The following is a 19,311-nucleotide window of genomic DNA, read 5'->3' as shown; positions in this document are numbered from 1 at the left end:
CAGCGCCCCGCCGGAGACCGACGGGGCGCTGCGTCAATTCGAGATCAGGGGCGGGGAAGCGCCGCCTCGACCAGGGCGGACTGCTCGGCCTCGTGCATCTTCGCCGAGCCGACCGCGGGGGCGGCCGCCGCCGGGCGGGAGATGCGCCGCAGCCGGACGCCCTCGAGGTGCTCCAGCAGGTTGAGCGCCACGAAGGACCAGGCGCCCTGGTTGGCCGGCTCCTCCTGGACCCACGCGAAGTCCTCGGCGTCGGGGAACTGGCTGAGCACGGCCTTGAGCTCCTCGACGGGCAGCGGGTAGATCTGCTCCATCCGGATGATCGCAGTGTCGGTGTTGCCACGCTCGGCGCGAGCCTGGAACAGGTCGTAGTAGACCTTGCCGGAGCAGAGCAGGACCCGCTTGACCGCCGAGGCCTCCAGCGGCTTGCCGTTGACCCCCGCGTCGCCCAGGATCGGCTGGAACGTGCCGTTGGTGAAGTCGGCGACCGACGACACCGCGAGCTTGTGGCGCAGCAGGGACTTGGGCGAGAAGACGACCAGCGGCTTGCGCTTGCTGGACAGCGCCTGGCGGCGCAGCAGATGGAAGTAGTTGGCCGGGGTGGTCGGGTTGGCCACCCGCATGTTGTCCTGCGCGCAGAGCTGCAGGAACCGCTCGGGCCGGCCGGACGAGTGGTCCGGGCCCTGGCCCTCCTGGCCGTGCGGGAGCAGCAGCACCAGCGATGACTGCTGGCCCCACTTCACCTCGCCGGAGGAGATGAACTCGTCGACGATCGACTGGGCGCCGTTGACGAAGTCGCCGAACTGCGCCTCCCAGAGGACCAGCGCGTCCGGGTTCTCCACCGAGTAGCCGTACTCGAAGCCCATCGCCGCGTACTCGCTGAGCAGCGAGTCGTGCACGAAGAAGCGGGCGTTGCCGGTGGCCAGCGTGGACAGCGGCAGGAAGTCGTCGCCGGTCTTGGCGTCCACGATCGAGGCGTGCCGCGACGTGAAGGTGCCGCGGCGCGAGTCCTGCCCTGCCAGGCGGACGGTCACGCCCTGGGCGAGCAGCGAGCCGAACGCGACGAGCTCGCCGAAGCCCCAGTCGATGCCACCCTCGGTGGACATCTTGGCGCGGCGCTCGAGGAGCTGCTGGACCCGCTTGTGCGGGGTGAAGTCCTCCGGCAGGTCGAGGTGCGCCTGGCCGACGGATTTGACCATGGCCGCGTCGACCGCCGTGTCCGCCTTGGGCTCCGGCTCCTCGCTCTGGGTGGGACGCACCCGCGGCGGCGAACCGGCGGAGTCGCGGGTCGCCTTGAACACCTTCTCGAGCTGCGACTGGTAGTCGCGCAGCTGCTCCTGGGCGTCGTCCACGGTGATGTCGCCGCGGCCGATCAGCTCCTCGGTGTACAGCTTGCGGACCGAGCGCTTGGTGTCGATGATCTGGTACATCCGCGGGTTGGTCATCGACGGGTCGTCGCCCTCGTTGTGGCCGCGTCGCCGGTAGCAGACGAGGTCGATGACGACGTCCTTGTTGAACGCCTGGCGGTATTCGAAGGCGAGCTTGGCCACCCGGACGACGGCCTCGGGGTCGTCGCCGTTCACGTGGAAGATCGGCGCCTGGATCATGCGCGCCACGTCGGTCGAGTAGAGCGACGAGCGGCTGTACTCCGGGGCGGTGGTGAAGCCGACCTGGTTGTTGACCACCACGTGGACCGTGCCGCCGGTGCGGTAGCCACGCAGCTGGGAGAGGTTCAGCGTCTCGGCCACGACGCCCTGTCCGGCGAACGCGGCGTCGCCGTGCACCAGGATCGGGAGCACCGTGTAGCCGTGCAGACCTAGGTCGAGGCGGTCCTGCTTGGCCCGGACGATGCCCTCGAGCACCGGGTCGACGGCCTCCAGATGGGACGGGTTCGCGACCACGCTGACGGTCGTGGCGTTCTCGCCGTCGGGTGTCGTGTACTTGCCCGTCTGGCCGAGGTGGTACTTCACGTCGCCCGAGCCGTGCGCCGACTTCGGGTCCATCTGGCCCTCGAACTCGTTGAAGATCTTCTCGTACGGCTTGCCGACGATGTTCGCGAGCACGTTGAGCCGGCCGCGGTGGGCCATGCCGATGACCATCTCGTCCAGGCCCGCCTCGGCCGAGGACTGCAGGACGGCGTCGAGGAGCGGGATCAGCGACTCGCCGCCCTCGAGGGAGAACCGCTTCTGGCCCACGAACTTCGTCTGCAGGAAGGTCTCGAACGCCTCGGCGGCGTTGAGCCGGTTGAGGATGTGCTTCTGCTCCTCCTGGTCCGGCTTCGTGTACTTGATCTCGATCCGGTCCTGGATCCAGCGCCGCTCCTCGGGACCCTGGATGTGCATGTACTCGATGCCGACCCGGCGGCAGTAGGTGTCACGCAGCACGCCGAGCACGTCGCGCAGCTTCAGCCTCTGCTTGCCGCCGAAGCCGCCGACCGGGAAGGTGCGGTCGAGGTCCCACAGCGTCAGGCCGTGCTGGAGGATGTCCAGGTCAGGGTGCCGACGGATCTCGAACTCGAGCGGGTCGGTGTCGGCCATCAGGTGACCGCGCACCCGGTACGCGTGGATGAGCTCGACCACCCGCGCGGCCTTGTCGATCTGGCCCTCGGAGGTACGGGCGACGTCGCGCACCCACCGCACCGGCTCGTACGGGATCCGCAGCGAGGTGAAGATGTCGTCGTAGAACGAGTGCTCGCCGAGCAGGAACTCGTGCACCGCCTTGAGGAACTCGCCGGACTGCGCGCCCTGGATGACCCGGTGGTCGTAGGTGCTGGTCAGCGTGGTGATCTTGCTGATGCCGTGGTCGGTGAGCATCTCGTCGGACATGCCGGAGTACGGCGCGGGGTACTCCATCGCGCCGACGCCGATGATCGCGCTCTGCCCGGTCATCAGGCGCGGGATCGAGTGCACCGTGCCGATGCCGCCCGGGTTGGTCAGCGAGATGGTGGTGCCGGCGTAGTCGTCCATGGTCAGCTCGTTGCGGCGGGCGCGCCGGACCACGTCCTCGTACGCCTGCCAGAACTGCCGGAAGTCCATCTGCTCGCAGTTCTTGATAGAGGGCACCACGAGCGCGCGGGAGCCGTCCTTCTTGGCGAGGTCGATGGCGATACCGAGGTTGATGTGCTCGGGCTGGACCAGGGCGGGCTTGCCGTCGATCTCGGCGAAGGAGTTGTTCATCTCCGGGTGCGCCATGACGGAGCGGACCAGCGCCCAGCCGATGAGGTGGGTGAAGCTGACCTTGCCGCCGCGGCCCCGGGCGAGGTGGTTGTTGATCACGATGCGGTTGTCGACCAGCAGCTTGGCCGGGACGGCGCGCACCGAGGTGGCGGTCGGGACCTCGAGCGAGGCGCCCATGTTCTGCACGATGCGGGCGGCCACGCCGCGCAGCGTGGTGACCTTCGCGCCGGCCGGGGCGCTGCCGTTGGCGGCGGCCTTGGCGGGCGCCGGAGCCGGGGCGGCCTGCTGGGCGGCGGGGGCGGGCGCGGCGGCCGGCTTGGGTGCCGGCGCGGGCGTGGCCGGGACGGTCGGCTTGACGGGCGCGACGGTCGAGGCGGCGGGAGCATCGGTGCCGGCCTTCTCGGCCGTAGCCTTCGCGTTGGCGGCCGTGGCCTCGTCGGGCGTGACGATCGAGCCCGCTGCCGTGGCCGGCTTGTAGTCGGCGAAGAAGTCGTGCCAGGCGGGGTCGACGCTCGTGGGGTCGGCCAGATACCGCTGGTACATCTCGTCGACGATCCACTCGTTGGGACCGAAGTCCGCGAGTGGATTCTCATGCGAAGTCTGCTGGGTCGACACTTCCGTGTTCGCCTCTTTCACCATGTTGTCAGCACGCGACGTTCGTCACCGAGGACGAAGGATTTCGGCGTCAAGGCTACGCCGTGGGATCGGCGTAGCCATGCGCACGTCCGGACTGTGACCAACGGATGAGGCTCAAGAGAGATGTGTCACCTGGTGGTTACGTCAGCTGATGTCGCGATTCTTGGTGATCCACGTCCCGAGGCCGCCCGCCAGCAGCGCATAGCCGATCAGCACCGCCGCACCGACCCAGCGGGGCGGGTTTGCGGGCAGTTCGGTGCCCGAGATCATGAGCTGCGACGCCGTGGTCGGGATCAGCACCTGGAGGTTCTCGAACCACTTGGCGACGTGCTCGGTGAGCAGGAAGAAGATCAGCCCCACCGCCGACGTGCCGACCGTGTAGAGAATGGCCAGCGTCAGCGTCGCCGCGATCTGGCTGCGGATCAGCACGCCGGCGCCGACGCCCAGGACGGCCCAGAGCACGAACGCGAGCGCGTTCAGCCCGATCGCCCGCCAGACCGCCGGCTCGCCCAGCTGGCTGCCGTAGTCCAGCGAGTTCAGGATGAGCGGCACAAAGATCAGGTTGAGCAGCGTGGTGAGCGCCCACACCACCAGGCCGATGACGACCGCCGCCCCGAACTTCGCCAGGATGACCGCCTCCCGCCGGGGCGTGACCAGGAAGGTGGTGGTCGCCGTCAGGTGGAAGAACTCGCTGGTCACGATGATGGCGCAGAGCAGCAGGACGATGAGCACGCCCATGAACTGCCCGCTCGTGTAGAGATTGGTGGCCACGTTGATCGGCTGCATCACGGCGTCGAACTGGGCTTGCTGACTGTCGGAGACCCCGGAGTCCGGCGGCGGCGAGCCCGCGCTGGCGGTCGCCCAGTTGAACAGCAGGCTGGCCGCGTACAGCGGCACCAGGATCAGACCCATGACCCACCACAGCGAGGTGGTGCGGACCTTGAACAGTTCGGCGCGGACCAGGTTCATCGGATGCCCGCCTTCCCGGCAGTGAGCTGCAGGAACACCTGCTCGAGATCGCCGCGCTCGCCGGTCAGCTCGTGCAGCTCGACCGAGGCGGTGAACGCGGCATGCCCGATCGCCGCCGGGCTGGCGCCGCTGACCAGCAGCGATCCGTCGGGCTGGGGGGACGAGGTGGCGTTCAGCGCGTCGAGAGCGGCGACCAGCTGTTCCGGCTGGGGGGTGCGGACCCGCACCTGGGCCGTGCCCAGCGAACCGAGGACGTCGTCGACCGGGCCCTGCCGGACCAGCCGGCCGGCCGCCACGATCACCACGTCGTCGGCCAGCTGCTGCATCTCGCCGAGCAGGTGGCTGGAGACCAGGACCGTCCGCCCCTCGCCGGCGAGCGCCTTGAGCAGGTCACGCATCCAGCGGATGCCCTCCGGGTCGAGCCCGTTGGCCGGCTCGTCGAGGATCAGCACCCGGGGGTCACCGAGCATCGCGGCGGCGATGCCCAGCCGCTGCTTCATGCCCAGCGAGTAGCCCTTGAACTTCCGCCCGCCCGCCGGGGTCAGCCCCACGATGGCGAGGGCCTCGTCGGCCCGGGTGTCGGGCAGGCCGGCGGCGCGGCAGATCATCCGCAGGTGGTTGCGCGCGCTGCGGCCGCGGTGCGCGCTGGACGCCTCCAGAACGGCCCCCACCGTGCGGATCGGATCGGTCAGCTCCGTGTACTTGTGGCCCGCGATCGTCGCCGTGCCGGCGGTAGGGGTGACCAGGCCGAGCAGCATGCGCAGCGTGGTCGTCTTCCCGGCGCCGTTCGGGCCGAGGAATCCGGTCACCCGGCCCGGCCGTACGGTGAAGGAAAGGTCATCGACCGCACGCAGCTTCTTGTAGTGCTTCGTGAGGTGGGAGACGGTGATCTCCCCAGTCCCGGCGGTCAACGCGCACTCCTCCCCGTCGGCTGATGGATCAACCTACCGGTTCAGCGCCACCCAGGTGGCCCTTGCGCGTGCAAGCGGCGTGCCGTCTTGCGAATACACGGCGGAATCGACCACGGCCTTGCGTCCCTCGGTGCTGACCGGCGCGCCGACGACCACGCAGCGGTCGCCCGGAGCCGGGAGTGCGCCGACCGCCACCGCGATTCGGCCGAGCAGGTAGACCCTGCCGCTCTGCAGTGCGGACCAGCCGCCCGGGCAGTCGAGCGCGGCCCACATCGTCTGCACCGTGACGTCGCCGGGGACCTCCCACGCCGCGGCCAGCCGGCCGTCGGACAGTGGGCCCGGGAAGATCCGCAGGCCGTCGGGATTGTCCGGGCCGCAGACGTAGCAGGTCGGGAAGGGGTGCTCGATGTGCCCGGGAAAGGGGCCGGCGTCGGCCGGGTCGGCGAGCGGAACTCCCGGGCCGGCGTCGGCGTCCGGCTCGACCTCGGCGACGAGCGTGCCGGACGGGTCCAGCACCTTGCCGTCCGCCACGGTCAGCGGGGTCTCCAGCGGAGGCGGCACACGCAGGGTCACCTGAAAGGCCCGGCCGTCGGTGCCGGCGCCGGAGGCGACGGCGAAGGCCCCGGCGGACCAGCCGCCGTTGCCCGAGGTGGGCGGCCCGTGAAAACGGGCGGGGATCAGCATGCCGCGACCCTCTCACGGACGTACGACACAAAGTCGTTCACTCAGCGGTCATCCGCCGCCACCCGGTGCGCCACGCCACCGGCAATCGCGAGCCTTACACAGTTCTCATGACGGTACTGATGACCGCTGCCGCACCCACCGGGACCAGCGGCTACTCGCTCCTCATCGCCGACGACGCCGACCAGGTCGCGGCCGCGCAGCGCCTGCGCCACGACGTCTTCGCCACCGAGCTCGGCGCCACCCTGCGCGGCGCCACCCCCGACGGGCGGGACGTGGACGAGTTCGACGACTTCTGCGACCACCTGATCGTCCGCGACGACGCGACCGGCGCCGTGGTCGGCACCTACCGGATGATGACCCCGAGGGGCGCCGAGCGCGCCGGCCGCCGCTACGGCGACGGCGAGTTCATCATGAGCGGCCTGCGCCTGCTGCGCGACCAGCTCGTGGAGACCGGACGCTCCTGCGTGCACCCCGACCACCGCTCCGGCGCCGTGGTCAACCTCATGTGGGCCGGCATCGCCCGCTACCTGCACCTCAACAACCTGCGCTGGCTGGGCGGCTGCGCGTCGGTCCCACTGGACGACGGCGGCCACACCGCGGCGGGCGTCTGGGCGCGGGTGCAGAGCCGGCACATGTCGCCGCCCGCACTGCGGGTCCAGCCGCGACGTAACTGGCTGGCCGGCAGCACCCTCGTCGGCGACCCCAAGGTGCCGGCGCCGCCGCTGCTCAAGGGCTACCTGCGGCTGGGCAGCTGGGTCTGCGGCGAGCCCGCGTACGACCCGGACTTCGCTTGCGCGGACTTCTACGTGCTGTTCTCCATGGACCGGATGGACCCCCGCTACCGGCGGCACTTCCTCGGAGCCACGCGATGATCTGGCAGCCCGTGTCGGCGTGCGGTCCGCAGTGCCGCCCCGGGGGAGACGACGCCGTGAGCGGGGTCGCCACGGTGGTGCGGTTGGTGACTGCAGCCGCCGTACTTATCAGCGGTCTCATGGTGATGCCGCTGCTGCGTGGCCGCGCGCCGCGGACCGTCGCCCGCGCCTTGCTCGCGGCCCTGGGGGTGAAGCTGGTGTGGCGCGGCCCGGCGCCGCGACCGGGCAGCCTGCTCGTGGCCAATCACGTGTCGTGGCTGGACGTGCTCGCGCTGCTCGCGGTGGCGCCGATGACGCTGGTCGCCAAGCGCGAGGTGCGCGCCTGGCCGGCGGTCGGCGCGACGGCCAGGGCGGTCGGAGTGATCTTCGTCGACCGCGCACGGCCGAAGCGCCTGCCGGCGACGGTCTCGGAGATCACCGCGGCGCTGCGGGCCGGTCGCTCGGTCGCGGTCTTCCCGGAAGGTACGACCTTCTGCGGCGCGGAGGCCGGCCGCTTCCGGCCCGCGGTGTTCCAGGCCGCGGTGGACGCCCGCGTCCCGGTCGTGCCGATCGCCATCCGGTACGCGTCCCGTCGGCATCGTTCATCGGTGACGACACGCTGTGGGCATCGGTACGCCGCGTGGCAGGATTGCGCGGGCTGACCGTGACGCTCGTCGGGTCCGCGGCACTGCGGCCGGAGCCGGGTGCGGACCGCCGGTCGCTGGCGCGAGCGGCGCAGGCGTCCGCGGGAGTGCGCACCGCCACCTTCGGACTCGCCGCCTAGAGCGCTCACAGAAAACTTTCAGGCACCGTGCAGCGGAGGTGCAGCGGCCTGGGTGAAGATGGAGGCCATGGCCGCCACACAGACCCAGGGCAAGCAGAGCGAAGCGAAGCTCCTCGTGGTGGAGGACGACGCCAACATCCTCGAGCTGCTCTCCGCCAGCCTGCGCTTCGCCGGGTTCGACGTCAGCACCGCGACCAGCGGCAGCGCCGCCGTCAGCGCGGCCAAGAACGCCACCCCCGACCTCGTCGTCCTCGACGTCATGCTGCCCGACCTCGACGGCTTCGAGGTCATCCGGCTGATGCGCGAGGGCGGCCAGCGCACCCCGGTGGTCTTCCTGACCGCCCGCGACGGCACCGACGACAAGATCCGGGGGCTCACCCTCGGCGGCGACGACTACGTGACCAAGCCGTTCAGCCTGGAGGAGCTCACCGCCCGCATCCGGGCCGTGCTGCGCCGCACCAGCGCCGGTGACGAGGAGCCCTCGCGCCTCGTGTTCGCCGACCTCGAGCTCGACGAGGAGACGCACGAGGTCTACCGCGCCGGCCAGCGCGTGCAGCTGTCGCCTACGGAGTTCAAGCTGCTGCGCTACCTCATGCTGAACGCCAACCGCGTGCTCTCCAAGGCGCAGATACTCGACCACGTGTGGAAGTACGACTTCCGGGGCGACGACAACATCGTGGAGTCGTACATCTCCTATCTGCGGCGCAAGGTGGACAACGTGCAACCCCGTCTGATCCACACGCTCCGCGGCGTCGGGTACGTCCTGCGCAAACCGGCAGCCTGAGTCCCCGGTGACCCTCTCCGACCGGGTCCGCAGTCACGTCCCGCTGCAGACCGGGCTGCGCCGGGTGCCGCTGCGCACCAAGCTCGTCGCGTCCGTGCTCGCCCTGGTGTTCGCGGCGCTGACCCTGATCAGCGCGGCGAGCACGTACGCCCTGCACAGCTACATGATTAGCCGCGTCGATGCGCAGCTCGAGCAGCTGACCCACATCGTCGAGAACCTGCGGGCCTACGAAGAGCTGAAGCTTCCGGGCGAGTACTACGTGGCGCTCACCACGGTCCAGGGCGTGGGTTCGCCCGAGTACGACGGCAGCCTGGCGCCCGAGCAGCTGCCCCCGATGGTCAGCGGCGTGGAGGACGTCAACAAGCACCTCGACAAGCCCTACACCACGCCTTCGAAGGACGGTACCGAGCACTGGCGCATGCTGGTCACCCAGCTGCGCAACGGGTCGGTCCTGCACGTGGGGCAGCGGCTGGTCGGCATCGACGACGCCATCAGCCGCCTCATCTGGGTCGACACCCTGGTGGGCGCCGGGGTGCTCTTCGCTCTCGCGGCGATCGGTGCCGCCATCGTCCGCCAGAGCCTGATCCCGCTGGTGCAGATCGAGCGCACGGCGGCGGCCATCGCCGCCGGGGACCTCACCCAGCGGGTGCCCGACCCCGAGCCGGACGAGGGCGAGCCGCAGACTGAGCTGGGCCGGCTGTCCCGGGCGCTCAACGCCATGCTGGCGCAGATCGAGGCCGCCTTCACCGCGCGCGCCCTTTCCGAGACGGCCGCACGCGCCGCGGAGTCGCAGGCCCGCGACGCCGCCGACGCGGCCCTGGCGTCGGAAAGCCGGGCGGTGCGCTCCGAGGAGAAGATGCGGCAGTTCATCGCGGACGCCTCGCACGAGTTGCGTACGCCGCTGACCTCTATCCGAGGGTTCGCCGAGCTGTACAGGCAGGGGGCGGTGGCCGATCCCGGGGACACGGCGAAGATCCTGCGGCGGATCGAGGACGAGGCGGCCCGGATGGGGCTGCTGGTCGAGGATCTGCTGCTGCTCGCACGCCTGGACCGGGAGCGGCCGGTGACGCTGGCGCCGGTGGAGCTTCCTGTGCTTGCGCTGGACGCGGTGCAGGCGGCGCAGGCCACCGCGCCCGACCGGACGATCGAGCTGGACATCCGGGACGCGCCGGAGAAACTGGTCGCGTACGGGGACGATGCGCGGCTGCGGCAGGTGATCGGCAACCTGATGACCAACGCCATCGTGCACACCCCGCCGGACGCCTCCGTGACCCTGTCGCTCTCCACTGCGGACGGCAACCGGGCGGTCGTCGAGGTCGCCGACACCGGCCCGGGGCTGACGCCTGAGCAGCGCGAACACGTCTTCGAGCGGTTCTACCGGGCGGACGAGGCGCGGACCCGGCGTACCGACCGGGAAGCCACCGGTACGGGGCTCGGGCTGGCCATCGTGGCGGCGATCGTACGGGCCCACCACGGCACCGTGGAGGTCCTCAGCGAACCCGGCCGGGGTGCCGTCTTCCGGGTCTCGTTGCCTGCGCTCGTACCCGACGAATCCTGAGATTCCCGGCGCTTCGCCATTCACAGAAAACCTTCAGGGTCAGCACAGGTCAGTCGGAGCGGTCGGGGGCAATGTTGTCCCCATGAACGAGTACGAGACCAACCCGCAGCGGCACGAGAACTCCTCGCCCGAGGAGCCGTCGCACCGGCCCGCGGACGCCTCTCCCGCAGGTAGCAGCCCGGAGCGGGGACAGTCCGACACGACGGCTCAGCAGCCCGCACTCGGCCAGCCGGCGTCCTGGCAGCCCCACCCGGCGCCCGAGGCGCAGCCGGGCCAGCTTCAGCCCGGCCTGCCCCAGCCCGTGTCGGGGGCGCATCCCGGCCAGCCCCAGCCCGTATCCGGGGCGCAGCCCGGCCAGTGGCCCGGTTCGCCGTGGCAGCAGGGCGCCCAGCCCGCCCAGCCAGCTCAACCCGCCCAGCCTGGTCAGCCGCCGTTCCCTGGCCAGGCCTACCCGGGCCAGCAGTACCCGCAGACCGCTCCGCAGCCGGCCTACGCGGGGGCTTACCCGGGCGGCCAGGAGCCGTGGAACGGCGCCCCGCGCGCCGATGCCCCGATCTGGGCAACCTCCGTCGGGACCGAACCGCAGCGCGATCCCGCCCGGGCCGGCCGGGGGCGCCGCATCCTGGTGACCGGGGCGGCCGCCGTGCTGATCGCTCTCGCCGCCGGCGGGGTCGGTGCGGCGACCGCGCTGGCCTTCGACGACGACCACGCCACGGCTACCGTGCAGAGCGCCAACTCGTCCGTCACCCGGGTCGTCGACCGGTCGTCGCTGGCCCAGATCGTCGCGGCGGTCAAGGACAGCGTCGTCTCGATCACCACCGGTACCGGCGAGGGCTCCGGCGTCGTCCTCAACGAGCAGGGCTACATCGTGACCAACAACCACGTGGTCGCCACCGCTCAGGGCAAGACCGTCACGGTCATCTTCGCGAACGGCAAGAAGGCCGAGGGCACCATCACCGGCACCGATCCGCGTACGGACCTGGCGGTCGTCAAGGTCACCGGCGTCGACGACCTCAAGCCCGCCACCCTCGGCCGGAGCGCCGACATGCAGGTGGGCGACACCGTGCTCGCGCTCGGCAGCCCGCTCGGCCTGGAGGGATCGGTGACCGAGGGAATCATCAGCGCCAAGGATCGGACCATCCAGTCCGGTGGTGAGGACCAGCAGACCCCGCAGAACCCGTTCGGCGGCCAGCAGCAGGAGCAGCCGCAGGCCACCACCTCGATGTCCGGCCTGCTGCAGACCGACGCGCCGATCAACCCCGGCAACTCCGGCGGCGCGCTGGTCAACACCAACGGCCAGGTCATCGGCATCAACTCGGCGATCGCCACCTCGGGGTCGAGCTCGGGCAACATCGGCCTGGGCTTCGCGATCCCGAGCGACCGGGTGCAGATCGTCGCGAAGGCCCTGATGAACGGCGAGAAGGTCAGCCACCCCGCGCTGGGCGTCAGTGTCACCGAGGCCGAGGGCGGCGGCGCCCAGGTCAGCCTGGTGAGCCCGAACAGCGCGGCCGCCAAGGCCGGCCTCGAGCAGGGCGACGTCATCAAGTCGGTCAACGGCAAGTCGGTCAACGACTCCGACGACCTGGTGACGATCATCCAGAACGGCAAAGTCGGGGACAGCGTCTCCGTCACGTTCACCCGCAACGGACAGGAGCAGACCGTCAACGCCACGCTCACCGAGGCGTCCTGACGGGCTAGGACCCGGTGCCGCCCGGGCCATCGGGCGGCACCACCTCCCACGCGGTGGGTGGTCGTGACCAAGGGGGTTGGTCACGACCGCCCACCGCACCTTTTGTGTCCACTCCGTGCTGTATCTGCCGATCAGCGGCAAATCGGGGGCTCGCGTTCGGCCCGGCCGACCGCCTAGTCTCCATTCGCCATAGCGGATTGGAAGGCCGACCCGAGTGACCTACGTCGAGACCCGGATGAATGTCTGGGAAGCCCTGGCCGGACGCGCGCCGGGAGAGCCACTCGGACCCGCCGATCCCGGACTCTGGGGCGCGGTCGTCGACCGGCTCAACCCGGCCCGGGCGAAACCGGTGCTGCGGGCGGGCATCGAGGCCGCCGAGCTCACCAGCGTTCGCGGCGCCACGTACGTGATGCTCCGGTCGCCCGACGACGGTGGCCGCGCCTGCTATCTGCGGCTGACGCCGGAGGAGTGGCAGCTCGCGCTGATGATGGACGGCACGCACACGGTGGCCCGCCTGGTCGCCGAGTTCGCGCGCCTCGCCGGCCGGCTGGCGCCCGACCAGGTCCGCCGCGTCGTCGCCGACCTGGCGGGCAACCGCATGCTCGAGGAGCTGCCGGTCGACGCCTTCCGCCCGCTGCAGGAACTCGACCGCAAGCCGCTGCCGCACCGGCTCGGCAGGGGCGTGCTCGCCGCCGCGCGCGGTCAGCGCATGCTCGTCTTCGACATCGACCGGGTCATCACCGCGCTCTACCGGGGTGGGGGGCGGCTGTTGTTCACGAAGGCTGCCGCGATCGTCCTCTCGGTCTTCGCGCTGGCCGGCATCGGGATCTTCGCCGCGACGTGGTGGCGCGGGAGCCAGGCGGTGTTCCTCAGCGGCGGGTCCTACCTGCTCGGCGCGGTGGTCCTGCTGCTGCTCAACCTGCTCGCCCTGGCCAGCCACGAGCTCGGCCACGCCCTGGCCACCAAACACGCCGGCCGTGAGATCCCGGCCGCCGGGCTGCTCGTCTACTTCGGCATCCCGTCGGTGTTCGTCGACACCACGGACGTCTGGATGGCCGGGCGGCGCGCCCGCATGCTGGTCACCGGGGCCGGCCCCGCGACGGGCCTGGTGCTCGCCGGATCCGTGCAGCTGGTCGGGCTGGCGGTGCCCGCGCTCGGCCCGCTCGCCTTCAAGCTGGCCTTCGTCTGGTACCTCAACGTGCTGTTCAACCTGAACCCGTTGCTCGCGCTGGACGGCTACTACCTGCTGATGGACTGGCTCGAGATCCCCAACCTGCGCGGCCGTGGGCTGGCGTGGGTGGCCTCCCGGCTGCGGGGGCGCCCGCCCGCGTGGGGTGGCCTCGACCGGGAGGGCCGCATCGTCGCGCTGTACGGCGTCCTGGCCGTGCTCTGGCTGGCGATCGCGGCCAACCTCGCGTACCGGGTCTGGGCCGACCGGATCGCCGGGCTGGCGACCGGGCTCTGGCACAGCGGTGCCGCCGGCAAGCTCCTGCTCGTCCTGGTCGTGGGCGGGCTCTGCGCGCCGCTGATCTACCTGGCCGTGGCGTGGGCGGTCCGCTCGTGGCAGCGGTTCCGGGTCCGCGCGACCGAGAAGCGCCGCGATGCCGACGCGCCGCGACGGCTCGCCGCCCTGCGCAACTCCGACCTGGGTGGTCTTCCCGAGGCGGCGCTGGCCGGCCTGGCCGCGCGAGCGAGCTGGGTCCGCCCGCCCTCCGGCACCCAGATGGTGCTGGCCGGCAGTACCCAGCACGCTGTGTACGTGGTCGTCGACGGCGCCATGCAGGCCCGCAGGCCCGGCGACCCGGGCGGCACGATCCGCCACCACGTCGGCGCGGGTGGGGTCGTCGGCCTCGCCAACGCGCTCACCGGCCGTTCCACGTCGCTGGACTGGCACACCGCGGGCACGACGCTGCTGGCCGTTCCGACCGCGGCCGTGGCGACCGTCGTCGGCCCTCTGCCGGGGCCGCCCCCGGCGGACCGGGCCGAGGCGGAGGCACTCTTCGCCGACACTCCCGCCCTCGCCGGGCTCGCGGGGGACGAACGGCTCGCCCTGATCGCTTCCGCGCACCCCGTCGACCTTGAGCCGGGAGCGCCGGTCGAGCTGGCCGGGCCGACCCACGCGGTCGTCGTCGAGTCCGGCGTGATCGCCATGCCCGACGGGGTGGAGCTGCGCCGCGGCACGCTCATCGGGCCGGTCGGGGACGGCAACCCGGGTGCGGTCGCGCAGACGCGTACCCCCACCCGGCTGTGGGTCATCCCCGACGCCGCTGACCTGCCGCCGCTGGTCGGCGCGCCGAGCCGGCTCACCGGACCCGCCGAGGCCGGTCGCGGTCCGGCCGCCACGGGCGTGCACTCGGCCGGTGTCTACCCCCCGCTCGCGGTGCCGCCCGGGCCGCCGGAGGGCACCGAGGACCCCGAGGTGGACCGCCGCTTCGAGCGGCGCATGTGGTGGCTGGTGCTGCTCCTGCTCCTGCTGGCACTGCTGCTGACGGGCATGAACTTCGCGCCCGGTCCGGCCTGGGCCGAGATGCCGACCGACCGGGCCCTGCTGACCGCCGACCGCGGCACGGTGACCGCCACCATCGACGGCCGGAAAGTACGTCTTGCCGAGGGCGACCGCCGGTACGTCGACCAGGGCGCCGTCGTGCGCGTGTCCAGCAAGTCCTCCGGCCGGCTCACCTTCCAGGGCGGCTCGGCGACGCTGCTCTGCGCGGGCACCCGAGCCGAGGTGGGCGCGCTCTACACCGACGCCGGACGCCGGCGGGTGCCGCACGGGGCGATCACGGTCCACCGCGGCCGCGTCCTGGCCGACACGGGCAGTACGAGCGGGGCGTACCAGCCGCTGAACCTGACCGTGGCCCGGCCGGCCGGCGGCGACGTGACCAACAACGGCGCGGCGTGGTTCGCGGTGGACCCCGGCGCGGTCAGCGTCGCCACCGGGCGCGTGTACGTGGCCGGCACCCCCTCGATGGCCGACGTGACCACGCTCAGCTGTGGTGACGGCGTACCCGTGGCACCGCCGGCCGGTTCGCCCAGCGACTCGCCCAGCGACGAGCCGTCCGACCTGCCGAGCACGGTGCCGCCGTCGCTGGGCTCGGCACCGCCGACCGAGGCGACGACCGATCCCCAGCCGACCACCGACCCGGTACGCCCGGTGACGCCCGACCGCCCGGACCCGACGACCGTCCGGCCGACGACCAGGCCCACGGCGCCGCCCACCACGATCCGGCCCTCGACGCGGCCGCCGACGCCCTCGAGCTCGGCCTCGGCCTCGCCTCCGCCGTCGGACGACCCGTCGACGCCGAACGACCCCCCGTCCGACGACCCCGAACCGTCGACGTCGACCTCGACGCCGCCCGTGATTGGATGAGCCGTGCTCTGTTTCTTCTGCGCCAAGGCGGCGCGTGGCAGCTGCCGGTTCTGCGGCCGCGGCGTGTGCGAGGACCACGCCCGCTTCGGGCCGTACCTGTTGCAGGTCAGCCGGTCGGCCAGCCGGGACCGGGCCGAGGCGCTGGTGGTCGAGGACGCGGTCCAGTGCGGCACGTGCCGGCCCCGGCCGCAGCCGGTCGCGATGCCCGAGCTGGACTGATCCCGCCTGGGGGGATATCAGGGCGGGACTGATCCCGCCTGACCGAGGGATACCGGGGGCTGGACGCCGCCGCCTACGGTGATGCCATGAGCGATTTCGACGCCGTCCTCGAGCGGTTGCTCACCGACCCCGCCTTCCAGGCGCACCTGGCGCGCGACCCGGGCACGGCGCTGGCCGGCTATGCCCTCGACGCCTCCGAGGTCGACCTCCTGCACCAGCAGGTCGCCTCCGACGTCGGAGCGACGCTGGCCACGGTCGAGGACCGGGTCAGCAAGTCGAGCACGTTCGGGCTCTTCAGCTCCTTCGGCGGCGGCATGGGCGCGCTCACCGACGGCATCGGCGCGCAGACCGGTGTGCCGACCGGCGGGGTGCCCGCCGACGGCGCGGCGGGGATCGGCCCGGGCACCGCGGGCCGGTCCGGGCTCGGGGAGTGGTCGGAATTCGGTACGTCGGCAGGCCTCGCCGCGAACGCAGCCGTCGAGCACCCGGCGGCACAGGGCTTCGGGGACGCCCCGGGAGCCTGGGGGGCCGGGGGTGGCGGCGTGCCGGGTCATTCGGGTCTGGGGTCCGCACCCGGCCTCGCGGAGGGCCCGGACCTGGACGGCCTGCCGGCGGTCTCGGGCTTCGGTGACGCTCCGCGCAGCGGGTTCGGCGAAGCCGGCGAGATGCACGGCGGCCACGGTCACGCGGAGCTGCCGGCGCCGAAGGGCTACCACGACCGGGTCGACGCGGACGGGGACGGCAGGCTCGACGCATCCACCTACCGCGGTCACCACGGCGGCGGCGCGGAGATCCTCGTCGACCTGAACGACGACGGCAAAACGGACTTCATCGGCGTCGACAAGGACCTCGACAACCGCGTGGACTTCGCCGACTACGACAAGGACCACGACGGCACGTTCGAGAAGCGCATGTTCGACGACGACGGCGACGGCTTCCTGGACCGCTCCGTCTGGCACTAGGACCCGACGGCCCCCACTATGGGAGGCATGGTCGCTATCGCGGCCCGGGCACTCACGAAGGTCTTCGACGACGGCGCGGTGGCCGTGGACGGCGTGGACCTCGACGTGGCTCCGGGCGAGTTCGTTGTGCTGCTCGGCCCGACCGGCTGCGGCAAGTCGACTCTGCTGCGGTTGCTGGCGGGCGTCGAACAGCCCACCGCCGGCGAGGTGCGGTACGACGGCGTGGCGGTCACCGAGATCGCCCCGCGCGACCGGGGCATCGCCATGATCTTCCAGTCGTACGCGCTCTATCCGCATCTCACGGTCGCCCAGAACATCGGCTTCCCGCTGCGGGCCGTGCCGTTGCCGTCCGCGGACATCGCCACGCGGGTCGCCGAGGTGGCCCGGCACGCCGGGGTGGACGACCTGCTCAGCCGCTATCCCGAGCACCTGTCGGGCGGGCAGCGGCAGCGGGTGGCGATGGCCCGGGCACTGGTCCGTCGGCCGTCGGTGTTCCTGCTCGACGAGCCGCTGTCGCAGGTGGACGCGGGATCCCGGGCGGCGCTGCGCGGCGAGATCGTGGCGCTGTCCCGCCGGCTGGGTGTCACCACGATCTACGTGACGCACGACCAGGTCGAGGCGATGAGCATGGCCGACCGCGTCGCCGTGCTGCGGCGCGGCGTGCTCCAGCAGATCGGACCCCCGGCCCAGGTGTACGCGGACCCCGACACCATCTTCGTCGCGGCGTTCCTGGGCAAGCCTCGCACCAGCCTCCTCGAGGCCGCGGTGTACGCCTCCGAGGGGCGTGTGCTGCTCGACCTCGGCTCTCAGGTGCTCGAGTTCCCGGCCGAGGATCCCCGGACGGCGGCGCTCGCCCGGCATGACACCGCGCGGGTCACGGTCGCCATCCGGGCGCTGCCGGCGGGCGGCACGGGGCCGATGACGCTGAGCGGCACGGTGCGCGCGGTCGAGAACGTGGGGCACGAACTGCTCGTGCACCTCGACGTGGGCGGCGTACCGACGCCGGTGGCGACGTCGCACCTGGAGATACCGGACGTCCCGCGGCAGCGGACCGGGCCGCCGCCCGACCGTTCGCCGTACGGCCTGCAGCCGGCGCACGATCTGACGGAGCCGCCGCCCCTGGGCGAGGTGATGGTGCGTGTCCCGGCGCCGGGACGGGTCGAGCCGGGGTCGGCGCTGACCGTCGGCGTACGCGTGGAGGACCTGCTGCTGTTCGACCGCTCGGGCCGGCGGATCAGATTCCCGGAACCGGCTCTGGACAGAATCAGTTAACAGTCCTAATAATTGGCCAACTGTCGATATACCGACGTTGGAGGCCATCCCCCATGCGCCGATCCCTGCTTCTCGCCGTGACCGCCCTGCTCACGGCGTCCGGCTCCGCCGTTTACATAGCCTCGTCCGCCGATGCCGCCGCGGCCTGCGGTCCGGCCTGGAGCTCCACGGCCGTCTACACCAAGGACATGACCGCTTCGCAATCCGGTCACAACTTCACCGCCAAGTGGTGGACCCAGAACGAGAGCCCGGCGACGCACAGCGGTCAGTGGGACGTCTGGGCCGACAACGGCACGTGCGGTGGCACCACGCCGCCCACGACTCCGCCGACGACGCCACCCACCACCCCGCCGACGACGCCACCCACCACCCCGCCGACAACGCCGCCGACGACTCCGCCGACCCAGCCACCGGTGACAGGTCTGCCGAAGCACGCGCTGATCGGCTACCTGCACGCCAGCTTCGCCAACGGCTCGGGCTACCTGCGGATGGCCGACGTACCGGGCGACTGGGACATCATCAACCTGGCCTTCGGCGAGCCGACCTCGGCCACCTCCGGCGACATCCGCTTCACGCTGTGCCCGGCCACCGAGTGCCCGGGTGTGGAGTCCGAGGCGGAGTTCATCAACGCCATCAAGGCCAAGCGCACGGCCGGCAAGAAGGTCCTGCTCTCGATCGGCGGCGCCAACGGCCAGGTCCAGCTCACCACGACCGCGGCCCGCGACAAGTTCGTCAGCTCGGTCAGCGCCATCATCGACAAGTACGGCCTGGACGGCGTGGACGTGGACTTCGAGGGCCACTCGCTGTCGCTGAACACCGGCGACACCGATTTCAAGAACCCGACGACCCCGGTCGTGGTCAATCTGATCGCGGCCCTCAAGTCGCTCAAGACCCGGTACGGCGCCGGCTTCGTGCTGACGATGGCGCCGGAGACGTTCTTCGTCCAGCTCGGCTACCAGTACTACGGCTCCGGTCCCTGGGGCGGCCAGGACCCGCGCGCCGGCTCGTACCTGCCGGTGATCTACGCGCTGCGCAACGAGCTGACGGTGCTGCACGTGCAGGACTACAACAGCGGCTCGATCATGGGCCTGGACAACCAGTACCACAGCATGGGCGGGGCGGACTTCCACATCGCGATGACCGACATGCTGCTTGCCGGCTTCCCGGTCGCCGGCAACACGGCCAACATGTTCCCGGCCCTGCGGGAGGACCAGGTCGCCTTCGGGGCGCCGTCGTCGGTGAGCGCCGGCAACGGGTACGTCGCACCGGCGGGCGTGCAGCAGGCGGTCACCTGCCTGGTCAACAACACGAACTGTGGCGGGTACACGCTGCGCAGCGGCACGAACCCGAACTTCCGCGGGTTGATGACCTGGTCGATCAACTGGGACAAGTTCTACGGGTGGGAGTTCAAGAACAGCCACGAGCCGTTCCTGAACAGCCTCTGACGA

Annotated in this window: 14 protein-coding genes; 10 read left to right on the top strand and 4 right to left on the bottom strand. The window is 71.6% G+C overall.

Translation table 11 applies throughout. The features are described 5' to 3' along the window. Positions 1-44: 44 nt before the first annotated feature. The 4 genes from AB0368_RS13280 to AB0368_RS13265 form a co-directional block, all read right to left on the bottom strand. The gene (locus tag AB0368_RS13280; protein WP_366154187.1) at positions 45-3,788 is read right to left on the bottom strand and encodes a multifunctional oxoglutarate decarboxylase/oxoglutarate dehydrogenase thiamine pyrophosphate-binding subunit/dihydrolipoyllysine-residue succinyltransferase subunit; all 3,744 of its coding nucleotides are present in this window, start codon (positions 3,786-3,788) and stop codon (positions 45-47) included. A gap of 165 nt (positions 3,789-3,953) precedes the next feature. Continuing rightward, on the bottom strand, positions 3,954-4,778 hold the full coding sequence (locus tag AB0368_RS13275) for an ABC transporter permease (RefSeq protein WP_366154087.1): 825 nt from the start codon (positions 4,776-4,778) through the stop codon (positions 3,954-3,956). Next, a complete protein-coding gene (locus tag AB0368_RS13270; RefSeq protein WP_366154086.1) occupies positions 4,775-5,689 on the bottom strand; it encodes an ABC transporter ATP-binding protein in 915 nt (304 codons plus the stop codon). Before AB0368_RS13270 ends, AB0368_RS13275 begins: the two co-directional genes overlap by 4 nt. Positions 5,690-5,722: 33 nt before the next feature. Next, a complete protein-coding gene (locus AB0368_RS13265) occupies positions 5,723-6,373 on the bottom strand; it encodes a hypothetical protein (protein WP_366154085.1) in 651 nt (216 codons plus the stop codon). 107 nt (positions 6,374-6,480) lie between these two features. Between AB0368_RS13265 and AB0368_RS13260 the strand changes: the two genes are divergently transcribed. The 10 genes from AB0368_RS13260 (at position 6,481) to AB0368_RS13215 (ending at position 19,308) form a co-directional block, all read left to right on the top strand. Then, positions 6,481-7,245 (top strand): GNAT family N-acyltransferase, encoded by a 765-nt coding sequence (locus AB0368_RS13260; RefSeq protein WP_366154084.1) that lies wholly within the window; start codon positions 6,481-6,483, stop codon positions 7,243-7,245. 56 nt (positions 7,246-7,301) lie between these two features. Continuing rightward, positions 7,302-7,886 (top strand): lysophospholipid acyltransferase family protein, encoded by a 585-nt coding sequence (locus tag AB0368_RS13255; RefSeq protein WP_366154083.1) that lies wholly within the window; start codon positions 7,302-7,304, stop codon positions 7,884-7,886. A 189-nt stretch (positions 7,887-8,075) separates the two neighbouring features. Then, positions 8,076-8,792: a response regulator transcription factor gene (locus tag AB0368_RS13250; protein WP_366154082.1), complete on the top strand. Its 717-nt coding sequence runs from the start codon at positions 8,076-8,078 to the stop codon at positions 8,790-8,792. Between the two features lie 7 nt (positions 8,793-8,799). Continuing rightward, positions 8,800-10,350: a HAMP domain-containing sensor histidine kinase gene (locus tag AB0368_RS13245; protein ID WP_366154081.1), complete on the top strand. Its 1,551-nt coding sequence runs from the start codon at positions 8,800-8,802 to the stop codon at positions 10,348-10,350. An 82-nt stretch (positions 10,351-10,432) separates the two neighbouring features. After that, a complete protein-coding gene (locus AB0368_RS13240; RefSeq protein ID WP_366154080.1) occupies positions 10,433-12,040 on the top strand; it encodes a trypsin-like peptidase domain-containing protein in 1,608 nt (535 codons plus the stop codon). A gap of 214 nt (positions 12,041-12,254) precedes the next feature. Continuing rightward, a complete protein-coding gene (locus AB0368_RS13235; RefSeq protein WP_366154079.1) occupies positions 12,255-15,410 on the top strand; it encodes a M50 family metallopeptidase in 3,156 nt (1,051 codons plus the stop codon). 3 nt (positions 15,411-15,413) lie between these two features. Continuing rightward, complete coding sequence (locus AB0368_RS13230; RefSeq protein WP_364711480.1) at positions 15,414-15,629, top strand: hypothetical protein; 216 nt, start codon at positions 15,414-15,416, stop codon at positions 15,627-15,629. An 86-nt stretch (positions 15,630-15,715) separates the two neighbouring features. Beyond that, on the top strand, positions 15,716-16,591 hold the full coding sequence (locus tag AB0368_RS13225; RefSeq protein ID WP_366154078.1) for a hypothetical protein: 876 nt from the start codon (positions 15,716-15,718) through the stop codon (positions 16,589-16,591). A gap of 27 nt (positions 16,592-16,618) precedes the next feature. Next, positions 16,619-17,863: an ABC transporter ATP-binding protein gene (locus AB0368_RS13220; RefSeq protein ID WP_366154077.1), complete on the top strand. Its 1,245-nt coding sequence runs from the start codon at positions 16,619-16,621 to the stop codon at positions 17,861-17,863. Positions 17,864-17,916: 53 nt separating this feature from the next. After that, on the top strand, positions 17,917-19,308 hold the full coding sequence (locus AB0368_RS13215) for a glycosyl hydrolase family 18 protein (protein ID WP_366154076.1): 1,392 nt from the start codon (positions 17,917-17,919) through the stop codon (positions 19,306-19,308). Positions 19,309-19,311: the final 3 nt, after the last annotated feature.

The organism is Actinoplanes sp. NPDC051475 (assembly GCF_040689425.1).
Taxonomy (GTDB): Bacteria; Actinomycetota; Actinomycetes; order Mycobacteriales; family Micromonosporaceae; genus Actinoplanes.
Note: the sequence above shows the minus strand (reverse complement) of the source record. Positions and strands in the feature narration are given on the sequence as shown.

Bases quoted from the DNA above. Each gene is read 5' to 3' on its own strand.
- AB0368_RS13275 (WP_366154087.1), bottom strand. From the start codon at position 4,778: ATGAACCTGGTCCGCGCCGAACTGTTCAAGGTCCGCACCACCTCGCTG.
- AB0368_RS13265 (WP_366154085.1), bottom strand. From the start codon at position 6,373: ATGCTGATCCCCGCCCGTTTTCACGGGCCGCCCACCTCGGGCAACGGC.
- AB0368_RS13260 (WP_366154084.1), top strand. From the start codon at position 6,481: ATGACGGTACTGATGACCGCTGCCGCACCCACCGGGACCAGCGGCTAC.
- AB0368_RS13250 (WP_366154082.1), top strand. From the start codon at position 8,076: ATGGCCGCCACACAGACCCAGGGCAAGCAGAGCGAAGCGAAGCTCCTC.
- AB0368_RS13240 (WP_366154080.1), top strand. From the start codon at position 10,433: ATGAACGAGTACGAGACCAACCCGCAGCGGCACGAGAACTCCTCGCCC.
- AB0368_RS13225 (WP_366154078.1), top strand. From the start codon at position 15,716: ATGAGCGATTTCGACGCCGTCCTCGAGCGGTTGCTCACCGACCCCGCC.
- AB0368_RS13220 (WP_366154077.1), top strand. From the start codon at position 16,619: ATGGTCGCTATCGCGGCCCGGGCACTCACGAAGGTCTTCGACGACGGC.
- AB0368_RS13215 (WP_366154076.1), top strand. From the start codon at position 17,917: ATGCGCCGATCCCTGCTTCTCGCCGTGACCGCCCTGCTCACGGCGTCC.